General features: G+C 76.5%; 16 protein-coding genes. 2 read left to right on the forward strand and 14 right to left on the reverse strand.

The window, feature by feature from the left end:
* Nucleotides 1-118: 118 nt before the first annotated feature.
* The 14 genes from RM555_RS05740 to RM555_RS05805 all read right to left on the reverse strand — a co-directional run bounded on the left by RM555_RS05740 (nucleotide 119) and on the right by RM555_RS05805 (nucleotide 14,541).
* Nucleotides 119-1,699, reverse strand: a complete 1,581-nt coding sequence (locus RM555_RS05740; RefSeq protein ID WP_311410782.1) for a Na+/H+ antiporter — start codon at nucleotides 1,697-1,699, stop codon at nucleotides 119-121.
* A gap of 168 nt (nucleotides 1,700-1,867) precedes the next feature.
* The gene (locus tag RM555_RS05745) at nucleotides 1,868-3,649 is read right to left on the reverse strand and encodes an ABC transporter ATP-binding protein (RefSeq protein WP_311410783.1); all 1,782 of its coding nucleotides are present in this window, start codon (nucleotides 3,647-3,649) and stop codon (nucleotides 1,868-1,870) included.
* Entirely contained in the window at nucleotides 3,649-5,349 is a 1,701-nt protein-coding gene (locus tag RM555_RS05750; protein ID WP_311410784.1) for an ABC transporter ATP-binding protein, read from the reverse strand. Before RM555_RS05750 ends, RM555_RS05745 begins: the two co-directional genes overlap by 1 nt.
* A 103-nt stretch (nucleotides 5,350-5,452) precedes the next feature.
* Entirely contained in the window at nucleotides 5,453-5,707 is a 255-nt protein-coding gene (locus RM555_RS05755; RefSeq protein ID WP_091627865.1) for a hypothetical protein, read from the reverse strand.
* An 18-nt stretch (nucleotides 5,708-5,725) separates the two neighbouring features.
* Nucleotides 5,726-6,772 carry a tRNA (adenosine(37)-N6)-threonylcarbamoyltransferase complex transferase subunit TsaD gene (tsaD, locus tag RM555_RS05760; protein ID WP_311410785.1) on the reverse strand — a complete coding sequence of 349 codons (1,047 nt, stop codon included), beginning with the start codon at nucleotides 6,770-6,772 and terminating at the stop codon, nucleotides 5,726-5,728.
* Nucleotides 6,765-7,226 carry a ribosomal protein S18-alanine N-acetyltransferase gene (rimI, locus tag RM555_RS05765; RefSeq protein ID WP_311410786.1) on the reverse strand — a complete coding sequence of 154 codons (462 nt, stop codon included), beginning with the start codon at nucleotides 7,224-7,226 and terminating at the stop codon, nucleotides 6,765-6,767. The genes tsaD and rimI overlap by 8 nt, the downstream gene beginning before the upstream one ends.
* Nucleotides 7,227-7,281: 55 nt before the next feature.
* Entirely contained in the window at nucleotides 7,282-7,959 is a 678-nt protein-coding gene (gene tsaB / locus RM555_RS05770; protein ID WP_311410787.1) for a tRNA (adenosine(37)-N6)-threonylcarbamoyltransferase complex dimerization subunit type 1 TsaB, read from the reverse strand.
* Between the two features lie 164 nt (nucleotides 7,960-8,123).
* Nucleotides 8,124-9,074 (reverse strand): maleylpyruvate isomerase family mycothiol-dependent enzyme, encoded by a 951-nt coding sequence (locus RM555_RS05775; RefSeq protein WP_311410788.1) that lies wholly within the window; start codon nucleotides 9,072-9,074, stop codon nucleotides 8,124-8,126.
* 29 nt (nucleotides 9,075-9,103) lie between these two features.
* On the reverse strand, nucleotides 9,104-9,805 hold the full coding sequence (gene ung, locus RM555_RS05780) for a uracil-DNA glycosylase (RefSeq protein WP_132230946.1): 702 nt from the start codon (nucleotides 9,803-9,805) through the stop codon (nucleotides 9,104-9,106).
* Nucleotides 9,806-9,865: 60 nt separating this feature from the next.
* A complete protein-coding gene (gene tsaE / locus RM555_RS05785) occupies nucleotides 9,866-10,348 on the reverse strand; it encodes a tRNA (adenosine(37)-N6)-threonylcarbamoyltransferase complex ATPase subunit type 1 TsaE (RefSeq protein WP_311410789.1) in 483 nt (160 codons plus the stop codon).
* The gene (locus RM555_RS05790) at nucleotides 10,345-11,436 is read right to left on the reverse strand and encodes an alpha/beta fold hydrolase (RefSeq protein ID WP_311410790.1); all 1,092 of its coding nucleotides are present in this window, start codon (nucleotides 11,434-11,436) and stop codon (nucleotides 10,345-10,347) included. Before RM555_RS05790 ends, tsaE begins: the two co-directional genes overlap by 4 nt.
* The gene (gene alr / locus RM555_RS05795) at nucleotides 11,433-12,551 is read right to left on the reverse strand and encodes an alanine racemase (RefSeq protein ID WP_311410791.1); all 1,119 of its coding nucleotides are present in this window, start codon (nucleotides 12,549-12,551) and stop codon (nucleotides 11,433-11,435) included. Before alr ends, RM555_RS05790 begins: the two co-directional genes overlap by 4 nt.
* A gap of 99 nt (nucleotides 12,552-12,650) precedes the next feature.
* Entirely contained in the window at nucleotides 12,651-14,120 is a 1,470-nt protein-coding gene (locus RM555_RS05800; protein WP_311410792.1) for an NAD(P)H-hydrate dehydratase, read from the reverse strand.
* 52 nt (nucleotides 14,121-14,172) lie between these two features.
* Nucleotides 14,173-14,541 (reverse strand): holo-ACP synthase, encoded by a 369-nt coding sequence (locus tag RM555_RS05805; RefSeq protein ID WP_132230942.1) that lies wholly within the window; start codon nucleotides 14,539-14,541, stop codon nucleotides 14,173-14,175.
* 191 nt (nucleotides 14,542-14,732) lie between these two features.
* Here RM555_RS05805 and RM555_RS05810 point away from each other — a divergent pair, with 191 nt between their 5' ends.
* Both RM555_RS05810 and RM555_RS05815 read left to right on the forward strand, forming a co-directional pair.
* Nucleotides 14,733-15,014 (forward strand): type VII secretion target, encoded by a 282-nt coding sequence (locus RM555_RS05810; protein ID WP_311410793.1) that lies wholly within the window; start codon nucleotides 14,733-14,735, stop codon nucleotides 15,012-15,014.
* Between the two features lie 104 nt (nucleotides 15,015-15,118).
* Nucleotides 15,119-16,777: an alpha/beta hydrolase gene (locus RM555_RS05815; RefSeq protein ID WP_311410794.1), complete on the forward strand. Its 1,659-nt coding sequence runs from the start codon at nucleotides 15,119-15,121 to the stop codon at nucleotides 16,775-16,777.
* Nucleotides 16,778-16,808: the final 31 nt, after the last annotated feature.

The raw sequence follows: 16,808 nt of genomic DNA on the forward strand, positions 1-16,808 counted from the left end.
GATGAGTTATCAGCGGCGGGTCTGCTCAGCGGTCGGCCGCGCGCCGGCACGTCGGTGCGGGCCCGCGGGCCCGCACGACCCGCGCACCCGGCACGCCCGGCGCGACGGGCGGCCATGGCTACTCGTTGACCTCCGGGCCCAGCAGGCGGATCTCCTCGATGTCGAGGACGGCCTGCAACTCCCGCAGGACGATGTCGTCGATCTCGTTCGTGTCCCGCAGCCTGGTGATTTCGCGCCGCTTGTGTTCGAGCACGGCCAGCCGCAGCCGCCGGTCGAGGTCCCGGGCCTGCTCCCCCGACCGGCTCTCGTCGTCGGTGGAGCGGACGTCGTCAAGGTGCTGCTCGTAGTCCGCCCGGATCCGGTCGACCACGTCCGGCGCCGCGCCGAGCCGGTCCGCGACCTCGGGCAGCACCGCCAGCGCGGCCTCGGTGGCCCGTATCCGGGCCAGCCGCAGCTCGCCGACCCGCCGGGTGTCGCCGACCAGGCCCGCCCACCCGACGACGGCGGGCAGCGTGGTGCCCTGGATCAGCATCGTCAGCAGGATGACCACGGCGGTGGCGAAGATGATCAGATCACGCTCGTGCACACGTGTGCCGGTGGGCGTGGTCACCGGCACCGCGAGGGCGGCCGCGAGGGAGACCGCGCCCCGGAACCCCGCCCACCCGGCCGCCGTCCGCACCCGCCAGTCGACCCGCTCGTCCTGCTCCGCCGCCCGGCGGTCGACGACCAGGAAGGCGAACGCCGCCAGGTGGACCCACACCATCCGGGTCAGCACGACCACGCCGGTCACCACCACCGCGATGACCAGCGCCCGCATCACCGACAGGCTGGTCACGTCGCGCAGGGCTCGCGGGATCTGCATCCCCAGGAGCACGAAGAGCCCGCCGTTGATCAGGAACGTGGCGAGGTCCCAGAAGCCGTACGCCAGCACCCGGGAGCGGGCCCGGATGACCCGGGGAGCGGCGTACGCCAGCACGAGGCCCGCGACCACCACCGCCAGGACGCCACTGGCGTGCACGAGCTCGGCGAGGAGGAACGCGACGAACGGCGTGAGGACGCTCAGCGCGCCCTCGCGCAGCGGGTCGTCGAGCCGCCGCCGGAGCAGGATCACCGCCCAGCCGACCAGCAGGCCGGCGGCGACGCCACCGGTCGACGCGAGGACGAACCGCTCGGTCAGCCCGAGCAACCCCGGCTCGGTGCCGCCCACGATCAGGCCCAGCCCGACGGAGAAGAGCACCAGCGCGGTGCCGTCGTTGATCAGGCTCTCCGCGTGCAGGGTGGTCAGGATCCGGCGCGGCATCCGCTTGGCCAGGCCGGCGACCGCCGCCGCGTCGGTCGGCGCGAGCACCGCCCCGAGCACCCAGGCGGCGGCCGGGTCGACGCCGAACCGCTGCACGACGAGCGACACCGCGACCATCGTCGCCACCACCAGCCCCACCGCGAGCAACGCGATCGCGAGCAGGTTCGTGCGGATCTCGCGCAGGCTGGTGGTGATGCTCTCCTTGTAGAGGATCGCCGGCAGGAACAGCAGCAGCACCACGTCGGGCTCCAGCACCACGTGGGACAGCGGCGGCAGGAGCGCGAGCAGCGCGCCCATCGTGATGAGCAGGACCGGGGGCGCCACGCTGTACCGTCCGCCGAGGGTCGTGCCGACCAGCACCGTGACGCCCAGCACCACGATCAGTTCGAGACCGCCCACGTCGCACCCCCGTCACCGGCCGACGGCACGGTGACGGGTACGCGCCGGTCGCCTGCCGCTCCACCATCGTGGTACGGCGGTCCGGCGCGGCACCCTCGAACCCGGAAACAGGCACCGCCCGCCGGCACCGACGGCGACGGCCTCGGACACGGCGCGCCGCGCGGCGCGTCAGGAGCCGGTGCCGTGCCAGGAGCGCCAGAGGGCCGCGTAGGAGCCGTCGGCTGCGACCAGTTCGTCGTGCGAGCCGATCTCGGCGATCCGGCCGTCCTCCACCACCGCCACCCGGTCGGCGTCGTGCGCCGAGAAGAGGCGGTGCGCGATGGCCACGACCGTACGGCCTTGGAGGACGGCCGCGAGGGACCGCTCCAGATGCCGGGCGGCGCGGGGGTCGATCAGCGAGGTGGCCTCGTCCAGCACCAGGGTGTGCGGGTCGGCCAGCACCAGCCTCGCCAGCGCCAGCTGCTGCGCCTGCGCGGGCGACAGTGGATGCCCGCCGGCACCGACCACGGTGTCCAGCCCGTCCGGCAGCCCGTCGGCCCACTCCAACGCGTCGACGGCGGCCAGCGCCGACCGCACGGCCGCCTCGTCGGCGCCCGGTCGCACCATCGCCACGTTCTCCCGCAGCGTGCCGATGAAGACGTGGTGCTCCTGGGTGACCAGCGCGACGTGCGTACGCAGCTCGGACAGGGGCAGCTCGTCGAGTCGCCGACCGGCCACCGTGACCGAGCCGGTACGGGGCGCGTGCACCCCGGCGAGCAGCCGGCCGAGCGTGGACTTGCCGGCGCCCGAGGGGCCCACCATCGCCAGCTTCTCCCCCGGTTCCGGCAGCAGGGTGACGCCGTGCAGCACGTCCCGGCCCTCCCGGTACGCGTACCGGACGTCCCTGGCGGCGAGCCGCCGCTTCCCCGGTGGCGGAGGATCGGGCTGGCTCGCAGGACCCGCGGCGGGCCGGGTCGGGGAGCCGGCCGGCGGGTCGGCGTCGGCCACCCCGAGCAGCCGCGCCATGGAGGCGCCGCCGACCTGCAACTCGTCCAGCCAGGAGAGCAGCCGGTCGACCGGGTCGATCAACGCCTGCACGTAGAGCGTGGCGGCGGTGACCTCGCCGAGGCTCACCCAGCCCTTCAGGTGGAACCAGCCGCCGATGATCAACGTGGCCACCACCGGCAGCACGTAGCCGATCTCGGCGATCGGGAAGAACACCGTGCGCAGCCGCAGGGTGTAGCGCTCGGCCGCGTACGACCGGTGGATGTCGGCGTCGGTGCGGGCCCGGCGGCGCGCCTGCTGCCGCAGCGCCTCCGTGGTCCGCGAACCCTCGACGGTCTCGCTGATGCCGTCGGTGATGTCGGAGTAGGCGGCGTTCTCCCGCAGGTAGCCGGCGGGGGCGCGACGCAGGTACCAGCGGGTGCCCGCCCACAGCAGCGGCACCGCGAGCAGGCAGGGCAGCGCGAAAAGCGGGTCGACGAGGAGCAGCGCGCCGACGATGAAGCAGCCGGTGACGATCGCGATCAGCGTCTCCGGCACCGCGAACCGGACCGTCCGCGACAGCGCGGAGACGTCCCGGGACGTCCGGGTGAGCAGGTCGCCCGTGCCGGCCCGCTCCACGGTGGCCAGCGGCAGCGCCAGGATCCGGTCGACGAACTCCTCGCGCAGCTCGGCCAGCACCCGCTCGCCGAGCCGGGCCGACGCCAGGTGGGCGAAGCGGACCAGCACCGACTGCACCAGCACGAACCCGGCGATCAGCACGGCGATGCGGTCCACGGTGACGCCGGACGTGCCCCGGGAGATCCCCTCGACCAGGTCGCCGAGCAGCCACGGCGCGACCAGGCCGGCCGCGGCGGCCAGCGCGTGCAGGCCGAGCGCGACCCCGAGCGCCCTCGGATGCCGGCGGGCCAGCGTGCGGGCGTAGCGGCGCACCTGGCGCCCGTCAGCGACCGGCAGTGCGGTGGCCATCAGTCCTCCCCCCGGCTGACCGTCGCCCGGTAGCGCGGCTCGCCGTCGAGCAGTGCGGTGTGCGTCCCCTCGGCCACCACCTTGCCGTCCTCCACGAAGATCACGTGGTCGGCGCGGTGCAGCACGAGTGGGCTGGTGGTGCAGACCAGGGTGGTCCGGCCCGCCCGGGCGGCGCCGAGCCGGTCCGCGATGCGGGCCTCGGTGTGCGCGTCCACGGCGCTGGTCGGCTCCACCAGCAGCAGGATCTCCGGGTCGGCGACCAGCGCCCGGGCCAGCCGCAGCCGCTGCTGCTGGCCGCCGGAGAACTCCCGGCCGCGCTCGGCGACCGCGCTGTCCAGCCCCGCCGGCAGGGCCTCGACGATGTCGGTCGCGCTCGCCGCCGCCAGCGCCGCCGCGACCGTCGCGTCGTCGACCCGGTCGTGCGGGTCCAGCTCCGCGCGGAGCGGGCCGGTGAACAGGTGCGCGTCGTTGTCGGCCACCAGGATCCGCTCCCGCACCGTCGCCAGCGCCACCTCCCGCAGCGGTACGCCGTGCAGCGTCGCGTCCGAGTCGACGTACCGGCCGAGGCGGTCCACGACCGCCGCCGCGTCCTCGGGGGCGGTGGCGGCGAGCGCGGTGAGCCGGCCCGGCCGTACCGTCACGCCGGAGGCCACGTCGACCAGCTCGCCGGGGCCGTCCGGCAGGGCGGTCGGGCGGGCCGGGTCGAGCAGTTCCGGGGTGAGCCGCAGCAGCCGCACCACCCGCCGGGCGGCGACGTGCCCCCGGGTCAGCTTGTCCACCGCCTCGGTGAGCTGCCGCAGCGGGCTGACCAGGAACGCCGTGTAGCCGTAGAACGCCACCAGCTCACCGGCGCTGATCTCGCCGCGCAGCGCGAACCGGGCGCCCAGCCAGGTGACCAGCACCAGGAACGCCCCCGGGAGCAGCACCTGGGCCGCCTCCAGCAGCGACTCGACGCGGGCCACCCGCAGGCCGTCGGCGCGCAGCGCCTGCGACCGCGACCGGTAGCGGGCGGAGAGCACCGGCTCGCCGCCGACGCCGCGCAGCACCCGAAGCCCGGAGACGATGTCGCCGGCCCGGGCGGTCAGCGCCCCCTCCGAGTCCCGGTACGCCTGCTGCTGCCGGTGCAGCGGCCGGATGAGCAGCCCGACGACCGCCATCAGCAGCGGCACGCCGAGCACCACGACCAGTCCGAGCGGCACGGAGGCGCCGAGCAGGATCACCCCGACGGTCGCGATGGCGACGATCGCGCCGGTGCCCCGGGCGGTGATGTCGATGGCCGCACCGATCTGGCTGATGTCGGCCGTACCGATGCTCACCACCTCGCCGGCGGAGACCCGGCGGGGCAGTGCGGCGCCGAGCCGGTTCGCCGCGCCCACGGTCAACTGCACCGTCCGGTACGCCCCGGCGAGGAAGTTGTGCACCGCGCAGTAGTGCCGCAGGATCCCCGCGCCGGCCTGGAACACGCCCAGCCCGAGCAGCACCAGCCCCCAGGTGAGCAGCGCCTCCTCGTCGCGGCGGGTGAGCCCGTCGACGGCCCGGCCGACGGCCGCCGGCACCAGCGCCTGGGCGACCATCCAGACGACGCCCAGCAGGATGCCGACGGTGAGCAGCGCCTTGTGCCGCCCGGCCAGCCACACGAGGTAGCGGGTCGCCGAACGGATGTCGGGTACGCCGGGGTCACCGGCCGGTGAGAAGCGCATGGCCCACCGACGCTAGGTGGCGGACCGGTCACCCCGCCAACCAATTACCGCCTCGGCGTGCCGTGGTTCACGTGCCCTCCGCCCTCGGCCGGCCGGCCCGGCCTCAGCGGTCGACCTGCGTGAAGTCCCAGGAGTGCGGCGGGCGGGCCAGCAGCGTCGCCGGGGGCTCCGGCAGCGGACGCGGGTTGCTGCGCCACTTCGAGATGACCACCACCCGGTGGTCGGTGGAGGAGAACACCTCGCTGGACAGGTGCATCGGGTCGTGCTCGAACTCCGGCAGGGCGGTGTCGCACACCCAGGTGATCAGGTCCGCGGCGCCGTACGGCTCCGCCCGCGCCTCCCACATCCGCACGATCACGTCAGCCATCCTCGGGGTTCAGACGCTGACTGTCGTCAGCGGCATGGCGGAGTCGGCGGGCAGGTCCAGCCGGCTCGGCGCGACACCCGAGGCGACCAGGTGCGAGCCGAGGGCGGCGACCATCGCGCCGTTGTCCGTGCAGAGCCCCGGTCGGGGCACCCGGACCCGGATGCCGTGCGCGGCGGCGCGGTCCTCGGCCATCGCCCGCAGCCGGGAGTTGGCCGCCACGCCCCCGCCGATCACCAGCGTCTCGACGCCGGTGGACCGGCAGGCGTCCAGCGCCTTGCGTACCAGCACGTCGCAGACCGCCTCCTGGAAGGACGCGGCCACGTCGGCGACGGGCACCGGCTCACCGGCGCGCTGCCGCGCCTCGACCCACCGGGCCACCGCCGTCTTCAAGCCAGAGAAGGAGAAGTCGTAGCGGTGGGCGGCGAGGTCCTTGGGGGCGGTCAGGCCGCGCGGGAAGCCGATGGCGGACGGGTCGCCGGCCCGGGCCTCCCGGTCGATGTACGGGCCGCCGGGGAACGGCAGCCCGAGCAGCCGGGCCACCTTGTCGAACGCCTCGCCGGCCGCGTCGTCGATGGTGGCGCCGAGCGGGGTGACGCCCCGGGCCAGGTCGTCGACGAGCAGCAGGGAGGAGTGCCCGCCGGAGACCAGCAGGGCGATCGCCGGCTCGGGCAGCGGGCCGTGTTCCAGGGTGTCCACGGCGACGTGCGCGGCCAGGTGGTTGACGCCGTAGACCGGCTTCTCGGCGGCGAGCGCGTAGCCCTTCGCGGCGGCCACCCCCACCAGCAGCGCGCCGGCCAGCCCCGGGCCGGAGGTGACCGCGATCGCGTCGATGTCGGCGAGGGTCACCCCCGCCTCCTTCAACGCCCGGTCCATGGTCGGCACGATGGCCTCCAGGTGGGCCCGGCTGGCCACCTCGGGCACCACGCCGCCGAAGCGGGCGTGCTGCTCGACGCTGGAGGCGAGCGCGTCGGCCAGCAGGGTGTGCCCGCGTACGATACCGACCCCGGTCTCGTCGCAGGAGGTCTCGATGCCGAGGATCAGGGGTTCGTCACTCATCGCTCACATCCTGCGTGCGCTGCATGACCAGCGCGTCGGTGTTGCTCGGTTGGTAGTAGCCGCGCCGCACGCCGATCGGCTCGAAGCCGTACGTCGCGTAGAGCTTCTGGGCGGGGGCATTGTCCGCCGCGACCTCCAGCAGGACGCTGCGGAGGCCGAGCCGGGCGGCCTCGGCGAGCAGCGCCTCCAGCAGGAGCCGCCCGACGCCGCGCCGCTGGGCGTCCCGGCGCACCGCGACGTTCTGCACCCACGCCTCGTCGGGCGGGGCCACGGCGAGCCCGGCGTAGCCGAGCAGGTCGCCGTCGTCGCCGGTGGCGACCAGGTAGAAGTGCCCGTTGGCCAGCTCGTTCCAGAACATCGCCGCCGACCACTGCTCGGCGCCGAACAGGTCCGCCTCGATCGGCAGCACCTCGTCGACGTGCCACCACCGGAACCGCTCCAGCCGAACCGTCACGGCAGCACCCCGGCTCGCGACTGCGGGGCTCGCAGGACCGGCTCACTCCTCGCGCTCACGGCAGGACCGGCTTGCGGGCCGTCGCCGCCACGGCGTCCGGGCGGCGCAGGTAGAGCGGGGTGAGCGCCTCCGAGGGGGCGCCGGCCCGGATGCGCTCGGCGGCCAGGGTCGCCAGCACGGCCGCGTCCGGGTAGCGGGGCTCGTCGCGCACGGGCAGGCCGAGCGCGTCCGCGTACCGGTGCGCGCCGTCGCCGACCGCGGCCGTGACGGCCAGGCCGCGGGCGCGCTCGGCGGCGACCGCCGGCACGGACACCTCCGGGCCGACGATCCGCTGGCCCGCGCCGTCGTAGACCGCCCAGTAGATCTCCCGGCGGCGCGCGTCGCTCGCCGCCAGCACCGGCTCGCCGGCGGCCGCCGGGTGACCGATGGCGTCCAGCGAGCAGACACCGTACGTCGGGACGCCCAGCACCTGGCCGATGGTGGCGGCGGTGACCAGCCCCACCCGCAGCCCGGTGAACGGGCCGGGGCCGAGCCCGGCGACGATCGCGCCCAGGTCGGCCGGGCGGGCGCCCGCCTCGGTGAGCACGGCGTCGACCTGCGGCGCGAGCAGTTCACCGTGGGCGCGGGCGTCGACCGTGCAGCGGTACGCGCGGGTCGCGACACCCTCCGCCGCGACCTCCACCAGCGCCGCGGTCACCGCGGGGGTCGAGCTGTCCACCACCAGTACGAGCACGGTGAGCCAGCCTAGTCGCCCCCGTGGTCACCCCCGGTCACGCCCCAGCCGGGTGGAGCGAGCGGCGAGGCCGGTGGCGCGGGCGGCAGGGCCTGGGACGGCGAGCGGCTGACGGGCGGCAGGGCCGGGGAGCGGCGGGCGGCGGGACGGACCGGCGGGCGGGGTCAACTCGGGGTGCGGAACTTGCGCAGGAAGGCCGGCAGCAGCCAGGGGCGCCGCCCGCTGACGCGCACCTTGCCGGTGAGCACCGCCCGGGCTCGGCTGACCCGGCCGAACATCATCAGGTTGAGCGTGCCGGGGTCGTGGTCGATCCGGGCGTCGGCCCGGGCTGCGGGGTCGGCGAACGTCATCCGCCCCCGGTGCAGCAGGAGCCGGACCGGGGCCGCGTACGCCGAGCGGAACTCGACCACGACGGGGCGTTCGCTCGGCGGCGCGCCGCCGTCGATGAGCCGCCCGTAGCCGTGCCGGACCACGCCGGCCACGAACAGCTCCATGAACAGCGCGGCGTCCCGGCCGGGGAGCGACCAGGGCCGCCCGGCGACGCGGGCGACGTCGTGACCGTGGATGAGCAGCTCGTTGACCAGGTGCGCGCAGAGGCCGGCGAGGGGCACCCGGGCGCCGCCGAGCCAGGGCACCGTCTCGTCGGGGCGCTGCCCCTCGCAGACGGCCAGGAGCCGCCCGACGTCGGCCCGCAACCGGTCGGCCAGGGCCTGCGGCTCGCGCTCGGTGAGGTGCCGCAGCAGCACGTCGTTGAAGTCCGCCACCGTGTCGACGGTGACGTCCGGGAGCTGCCGGTGCAGACCCGGCACCGGCAGGGGCGGATGGTCCGGGTCCACGAGGCACGCGTAGTACCACGCCAGGGAGCCCACGTGGGCCAACGTGTCGGCCACCGACCAGTGGGCGGTGGCCATGGCCTCGGGTGGGGTGGCGCGGACCAGGTCGAGGAAGCGGTCGGTCTGCTCCGCCAGCGCCGTCCGCGCCACCCGCCACCGCTGTTCGCTGACCGTCGCCGCCATCGCCGCCTCCCGGCTCGCGTCGCTGCTCGGCGAGGTCGGCACCGCCACGGAGTACGCGCCGACCGACCGCTCGCAGCACAGGCTACAACGGACGGTCACCGCACAGTGACCGCGAAAGTGCGCAGCTGTCAGCCGGCGGAGCGCTCCCAGTCGACCGTGGGCAGGCCGGCGTCGGCGAGCGCCTTGTTGGCCGCGCTGAACGGGCGGCTGCCCAGGAAGCCGCGCGGGTTCATCGGGCTGGGGTGCCCGGCCTCCAGCACCACGTGCCGCGGGTTGGTCACCAGGGCCGCCTTCTTGCGCGCGTAGCCGCCCCAGAGCAGGAAGACCACCCGCGAGTCCATCGCGTCGAGCGCCCGGATGGTGGCGTCGGTGAACTCCTCCCAGCCGCGGTTGGCGTGCGAGCCGGGCGTCGCCTCGCGGACGGTGAGCACGGCGTTGAGCAGCAGCACGCCCTGCGCCGCCCAGCCGCTCAGGTTGCCGCCCCGCGGCTTCGGCACGCCGAGGTCCTCGCCCAGCTCCTTGAAGACGTTGCGCAGCGACGGCGGCACGCTCACGCCCTCCCGCACGCTGAAGCTGAGCCCGTGGGCCTGCCCCGCCTTGTGGTAGGGATCCTGCCCGAGGATCAGCACCCGGCAGTCGGCCGGCGCGCAGAGCCGGTAGGCCGAGAAGAGGTCCTCGACCGGCGGGAAGACGGTGCGGGTCGCGTACTCGCCCGCGACGAACTCGGCCAGCGCGGCGGTGCGGGCCGGGTCGAGGTGCGGGGTGAGCACGGCACGCCAGTCCTCCGGCAGCAGCGCCAGCAGGTCCAGGGTGGGGGCGTCGTCGGGCATCGGCAACCTTTCGCCTGTCGGGTCCGTCCCGCGCACTCTAGGCAGCCGGTACGACAGCGCTCACCCGAGGGCGGTCAGGCGCTGCGCCCAGTCGCCGCCGACCGGCTCCAGCTCGACCACCCGGGTGTCGTCGTCGCGCCGGTCGACGCGTACCCGCAGGTGGGCGTTGACGAGCTGCTCGACCAGGCCCTCGCCCCACTCGACCACGGTCACCGACTCGTCCACCGAGGCGTCCAGGTCGAGGTCGTCGATCTCGGCACGCGGGTCGGCGGCGTCCCCCAGCCGGTACGCGTCGGCGTGCACCAGCGCCACCGTGCCGCCCCGGGCCGGGTCGGGCCGGTGCACGCGGGCGATCACGAAGGTGGGCGAGGTGACGTCCCCGAGCACCCCGAGCCCGGCCCCGACGCCCCGGGTCAGCGCGGTCTTGCCGGCGCCGAGCGGCCCGGTCAGCAGCAGCAGGTCGCCGGCGCGCAGCAGCCCGGCCAGCCGCCGCCCGAACTCGTGGGTGTCGTCGACGGTCGGCAGCTTCACGACGTGGCTCACAGCGCCTCCAGGAACCGGACCAGCGCCTCGTTGGCCTCGTCGGCGTGCTCCAGCATCACCACGTGCCCGCTGTCGGAGATCTTGACGAACTCGGCGTGCGGCAGTCGCCGGACGATCTCCTCGGAGTGCGTCACGGGGGTGATCATGTCCTTGTCGCCGACGACCACCAGCACGGGGGTGTCCGCCAGCGCGGCGAGCGCCGGGAACCGGGAGTGCGTGGCCAGCGTCCGCAGGTAGCGCGTCACCGTGTCGGCGGAGGTGCGGGAGTTCATCGTCTCGACGTACGACACCAGGGCCGGGCTGGGCTGGCGGGTGCCGAAGCCGTACTTGCGGGTGAGCAGCCAGGCCACGTTGGTGGTGGATCTGCGCGCCCGGTCGATCACCGGGCCGCCGTAGCGGGTGACGTTGCCGACCATGTGCAGCACCGGCGCGCCGACCCGGCCGAGCAGGGCGGGCGCGACCAGCTTGGTCTCGGCGATCAGGCCGCCCGAGGTGGCCATCAGCACGGTGCCCACGACCCGGTCGCCGAACAGCTCCGGGAACAGCTCGGCGAACGCCATGATGGTCATTCCGCCCATCGAGTGGCCGACCAGCACCAGCGGCCCCTCCGGGGCGGTCCGGTCGATCACCTCGCGCAGCGTCCGGCCGAGCGCGGTCAGGTCGTACTCGCCGGTCTCCAGCCGCCCCGACCGGCCGTGCCCGGGCTGGTCGTAGGCGACGATCCGGTGCTCGCCCCGCTCGGCGAGCAGCTTGCGCTGGAAGTGGAAGGTGCCCATGTCGAGGCAGAAGCCGTGCACCAGCACCACGGTCGGGTTGCCGGGCACGGGCCGGGTCGGCTCCACCACCTCGACGTGGATGTCGGTGCCGTCGGGCATCTCCAGCCGGAAGGAGTCGTCGTACCGCTGCTCGCCGAAGACCTCCCCGGCGTACCGGTCGGTGGGGTCGGCCTTGAGCTTGCGGACCAGGGCCCGTTCGGTGGCGACGCCGGCCGCGAGCCCGGCGGCGGCGACCCCGACGGCGGCCAACGCGCCGATTGCCGCCTTGGCGTGTCCGGTACGCGGCAGCGGGATGCGGGAACGGGTCGTCACGGGCGCTCGCCGTCGTAGACGCGGGGCACCCGGGTGCTGCCGAACCGCGTGACGATCTCGTAGTTGATGGTGCCGACGGCCTCGGCCCAGTCGTCGGCGGTGGGCCCGCCGTCGGCGCCGCTGCCGAAGAGGGTGACCTCGTCGCCGGCGGCCACCGGGTCGTCGCCGCAGTCGAGCACGAACTGGTCCATGCAGACCCGGCCCGAGATCGTCCGGCGCTTGCCGCCGAGCTGCACCGGGCCGCTGTTGGAGGCGTGCCGGGGCACCCCGTCGGCGTAGCCGAGCGGCACCACCGCGAGGTTCGCCGCCCGCTCGGTGGTGTAGGTGTGCCCGTACGAGACGCCGGAGCCGGCGGGGACGCGCTTGGTCAGCATCACCCGGGCGCGGGCGGTCATGGCCGGGCGCAGCCCGTAGCGCTCGCCGGCCACCGGGGAGAGGCCGTAGACGGCCACCCCGGGGCGGACCAGGTCGAAGTGGGTGTCGGGCCGGGTCAGGGTGGCCGCCGAGTTGGCCAGGTGCCGGTAGCGCGGCCGCAGGCCGGCCTGCTCGGCCATACCCAGCCCTTCGTGGAAGACGGCGAGCTGGCGGTCGATGGTCGGGTGGCCGGGCGAGTCCGCGTACACGAAGTGGCTCCACACCCCGACCACCTCGACCAGGCCGTCGGCCTGCGCCTTGGCGGCGGCGTCGAGCAGGGCCGGCCAGTCGGCGACGGTCGCGCCGCCGCGGGCCAGCCCGGTGTCGATCTTCAGGTGCAGCCGGGCCGGCCGACCGGCGGCGCGGCCCGCCGCGACCATCTCGTCGAGCTGGGGCAGGCTGGCGACGCCGAGGTCGACCCCGGCGGCGACGCCCTCGTGCAGCGGCAGCCCGGGCGCGAGCAGCCAGGCCAGCACCGGCACGGTGATCCCGGCCCGGCGCAGCGTGAGCGCCTCGTCGAGCGTGCAGACCCCCAGCCAGTCGGCTCCGGCGTCGAGGGCGGCGCGGGCGGCCGGGACCATGCCGTGGCCGTAGCCGTCGGCCTTCACCACCGCCATCAGCTCGGCGGCGGTGCCGGACCTCAGCCGGCTCACGTTCTCGCGGATCGCGTCTAGGTCCACGCGTACCTCGGCCTGCCACATGCCCCCAGCCTACTTTCCACGCCGGTCCCCCCGGCCGAGGCCGGCGCAGCCGGTGCCGCCGGCCCAGGAGCCACTACCGGCGCGGCCGGTTCCGCCGGTTCAGCCGAGGCGGGCGAGGACCGGGCGGAGGGCGTCGGCCACGTCGGGCGCCGTCACCGGCCCGCCCCGGGCCGCCTCCCGGCCGGCCAGCCCGTGCAGGTACGCGGCGGCGGCCGCCGCCCGCTCCGGGGGCAGCCCGGCCGCGAGCAGCGAGCCGAGCAGCCCGGCCAGCACGTCGCCGGTGCCGCCGGTGGCCAGCGCCGGGGTGCCGGTCGGGTTGACGTACGCGCGGCCGTCCGGCGTGCCGATCACCGTGCGGTCGCCCTTGAGCAGCACCACCGCGTTCATCCAGGCGGCCAGCCGCAGGGTGGCGGCCACCCGGTCGGCGCCCGGCTCCTCCCCGCAGAGCCGGGTGAACTCGCGGTCGTGCGGGGTGACCACGATCGGGGCGTCCCGCGTGCGCAGCCGGCCGGCGAGCGAGCCGTCGACCAGCAGCGTCAGCGCGTCGGCGTCGAGCACCACCGGCACCGGGGCGGCGAGCACCGCCCGCAGCTCCCCGGCGGCCTCCTCGCCGGTGCCCAGGCCGGAACCGCAGACCCACGCCTGCACCCGCCCGGCGTCGGCGACCCGGCCGGTCGCGATCACCGACGGGTGCCGGCCCAGCACGTCGGCCCGGGCCGAGCCGGCGTAGCGGACCAGGCCGGTCGGGCCGGCCAGCGCCCCCGCGACGGAGAGCACGGCCGCGCCGGGGTAGGTCGCCGAGCCGGTCGCGACGCCCACCACGCCCCGGCTGTACTTCTCCGAGGCCGGGCCGAGCCGGGGCCACCAGTCGACGACGTCCGACCACTCGGTCACGCCCAACGCCGGGCTGCCCCGCAGCCACGGCTCCAGCCCGATGTCGACCAGCTCCACCTCACCGGCGAGCGCGGCGGCCGGGCCCACCACCAGGGCGGGCTTCAGCCCGCCGAACGTCACCGTCACGTCGGCCCGCACCGCGCTGGGGCGGCCCGACGCGGTCAACGGCACTCCCCCGGTGTCGACCGCGACCCCGCTGGGCACGTCCACGGCGACCACGGCGGCCGGTGCGCCGTCGCGCCCCCGGTGCCGAACGAGGCTGGCGGCGAGCTGGTCGGCGGTGTCCCGCAGCCCGCCGCGCCCGCCGATCCCCACGATGCCGTCCAGCACCAGGTCGACGGTCCCCGGCGGCCGGTCGACGACCCGCCCGCCCGCCGCCCGCAGCGCGGCCAGCCCCTCCGCGTGCGCCCGGCCGGGGGCCAGCAGCAGCGCCGACACGGCGGCACCCCGCCGGGCCAGGTGCGCGCCGGCGAGGAGCGTGTCGCCGCCGTTGTCGCCCGAGCCGACCAGCAGCAGCACCCGCGCGGCGTAGACGCCGCCCCGCTCGGCCAGCAGCAGCGCGCAGCGGCGGGCCAGCCCGGCCGCCGCGCGCTTCATCAGCGTCCCGGGCGGCAGCGTGGCCATCAGGCCCGCCTCCGCAGCGCGTACGTCCGCGACCCGCCAGACCGATCTCATGCCACCCCGTCCCGTCCGACTCCCGGCGCGCCGCGACCCGGCACGCCCCCGATCACCGCTCCGCGACCACCATCGCCGAGGCGATCCCGCCGTCGTGCGACAACGAGAGATGCCAGCGGTTGACCCCGCGCTCGGTGGCCGCCGCCGCGACCGTGCCGGAGACGGTCAGCCAGGGCCGGCCGTCCGGGTCCGGCACGACCTCGCAGTCGTGCCAGCTCAGGCCCGCCGGGGCGCCGAGCGCCTTGGCGACCGCCTCCTTGGCCGCGAAGCGGGCGGCCAGCGACTCGGGCGAGCGCGGGTTGCCGGAGCGGGTGCACCGCTCGGCCTCCGTGAAGAGCCGGTCGGCGAGCAGCGGTGTCCGTGCCAGGGCCTTGGCGAACCGCTCGACGAGGACGACGTCGATGCCGACAGCGACGATCACCCGCTCACCCTACCGGCGCGGGCGGCCGCAGATTAGCCCTCGGCACCGCGCGCGGCAACGCCTGTGGACGACACGGCCGTACGCGGGCGGGCCGTCGTCCACAGGCCACGCGCGGGGGTGTGGACGACGCCTAGCGTCGCGGCCGTCGATGTTTTTCGCGAGGCGGGGGGCCGAGGATGGCCGAGGAGCCGTTGACCGTACGACCGGACGCGCTGCGCCGGGCGGCGCACGGGCTCGACGACGACGCGTACCGGCTGGCGCGCGGGCTGGCCGAGGTGTCCGGGCTGGTGGTGCCGGCCCCGGAATGGTCGACCGGGGCGGCGTCGACCAGGCTGGAGTCGGCCGTGCACGCCTGGTTCGGCGGGCTCGGCGCCCGGGTGGCCCACACGGCCGGGGCGGTCCGCTCCGCCGCCGAGGCGTACGAGGCGGTGGACGACCGGGCGGCCGGCCGCCTCACCGCGCTGCCCCGGTGAACGCGCCGGCACCCCCGGCGCCGGGTCGGTCGGCCCCGGCCGGGCACGCGACGCACCCGGTCCCGCCGGCGCCCCCGGCACGCCCGACGCCTCCGACGCGCCCGGTGCACCCCGCCGACCGCGCGGCGGACGTCGGCTACCGGCAGCTGTGGGCGGCCGATCCGGACGCCTGGCGGGCGGCCGGGTTGGCCTGGCGGGGGCTGACCGGCCCCGTGGCGCGGCGGGCCGACGAGCTGGCCGCCGGCGCGGCGGTGCTGCGGTCCGGCTGGTCGGGCGGGGCCGGCGTCGCCGCCGACGCCCGGCTCGCGGCCCTGTGCACCGAGCTGACCGCCGTCTCCCCCGCCCTGATCGAGGCCGACCAGGTGCTGGCCGAGTTCGCCGGCCGGCTGGCCGCCGCCAAGGCCCGGCTCGCCGCCGCGGTGGCCCGCGCCGACGCGGCCGGGCTGCTGGTCGACCGGCAGGGCCGGGTCACCGCCGACCCCGCCCGCGCACCGGCGACCACACGCCCCGGGGCGGGCACGGCCGGGACGGGCACATCCGGAGCCGGCGCGGGCGGAGCCGGGGCGGGCGAGGTGGCTGCGGCGATCCGGGCGGCGCTGGAGCTGGCCGGCGCCGTCGACCGGGAGGCCGCGGGCCGGCTGGACGCGCTGGCCGGCGCCGCCCGCGCGGGGTGGGCCGAGCGGCCGCCGCCCGGCCGCCCGAAGGCCGGCGCCGACCCGGCCTCGGTGCGGGCCTGGTGGGCCGGGCTCACCCCCGCGCAGCGCCGGTGGCTCGTCGCGTACGAGCCGGGGCTCCTCGGCCGCCTCGACGGGGTGCCGGTGGCCGCCCGCGACCAGGCCAACCGGCTGCTGCTCGGGGCGCGGCGGGAGGAACTGCTGGCCGCGCGGCGACGGCTGCTGGAGCGGGTGCCGCGCGGGCCGGTCGAGCTGGCCGGGCTGTCGCGGATCGGGAAGTCCCTGGCCGGGCTGGACGCGCTGGCCGCCCGCCTGGCGGGCGACGAGCAGCCCCGGGCGTACCTGCTGGGGCTGGGCACGGGCGGCGAGGGACGGGCGGTGGTGGCGCTGGGCAACCCCGACCGGTCTGCCCGGGTGCTGACCTACGTGCCGGGGATGACCGCCGGCCTGCACGACGTGCCCGGCGAGTTGGGTCGCGCGGCCCGGGTGCTGGCCCGCTGCGCCGCCCTCGCCCCCGAGGAGGAGGCCGCGGCGGTGCTCTGGCTGGACTACGACGCCCCCGACTTCCTGCACGAGGCGGCGTGGCCGGGCCAGGCCCAGAACGCCGGCCCGGCGCTGCACCGGTTTCAGGAGGGCCTGCGGGAGACCCACGACGGGCCGCCGGGCCGGCAGACCGTGCTCGGGCACAGCTACGGCTCGCTGGTGGTCGGCACGGCCGCCCGCGATCACGGGCTGGCCGCCGACGCGCTGGTCTTCGTCGGCTCGCCCGGGGTGGGGGTCGCGCACGCGGGCGAGCTGGGCGTGCCGCCCGGGCAGGTCTGGGCGAGCACCGCACCGGACGACGTGATCCGGTGGGCCCGGCCGCCGGACGAGCTGGCCCGCCGGTCCCTGCTGGGCGCGTCGCCGGTCGGCCCGGCGATCGGGGCGCTGCTCGGCGCGCCGGAGCGGGAGCTGTGGTTCGGGCAGGACCCGTCCCACCCGGGCTTCGGCGGGCGTACGTTCCCCAGCGGCCGGCACGGGCACACCGGCTACTGGGCGCCCGACAACCCGGCCCTCGACGGGATGGCCCGGGTGGTGCTCGGCCGCTGACCCGCGCAACGCGGCGGGCCCCGCCCACCGG

Source organism: Micromonospora reichwaldensis (assembly GCF_031845925.1).
Taxonomy (GTDB): domain Bacteria; phylum Actinomycetota; class Actinomycetes; order Mycobacteriales; family Micromonosporaceae; genus Micromonospora; species Micromonospora reichwaldensis.

What these genes read in the sequence shown, in the direction of transcription:
- alr (WP_311410791.1), bottom strand. Translation starts at nt 12,551, where the DNA reads ATGTGGCAGGCCGAGGTACGCGTGGACCTAGACGCGATCCGCGAGAAC.
- RM555_RS05800 (WP_311410792.1), bottom strand. Translation starts at nt 14,120, where the DNA reads ATGAGATCGGTCTGGCGGGTCGCGGACGTACGCGCTGCGGAGGCGGGC.
- ung (WP_132230946.1), bottom strand. Translation starts at nt 9,805, where the DNA reads ATGCCCGACGACGCCCCCACCCTGGACCTGCTGGCGCTGCTGCCGGAG.
- RM555_RS05750 (WP_311410784.1), bottom strand. Translation starts at nt 5,349, where the DNA reads ATGCGCTTCTCACCGGCCGGTGACCCCGGCGTACCCGACATCCGTTCG.
- RM555_RS05745 (WP_311410783.1), bottom strand. Translation starts at nt 3,649, where the DNA reads ATGGCCACCGCACTGCCGGTCGCTGACGGGCGCCAGGTGCGCCGCTAC.
- tsaD (WP_311410785.1), bottom strand. Translation starts at nt 6,772, where the DNA reads ATGAGTGACGAACCCCTGATCCTCGGCATCGAGACCTCCTGCGACGAG.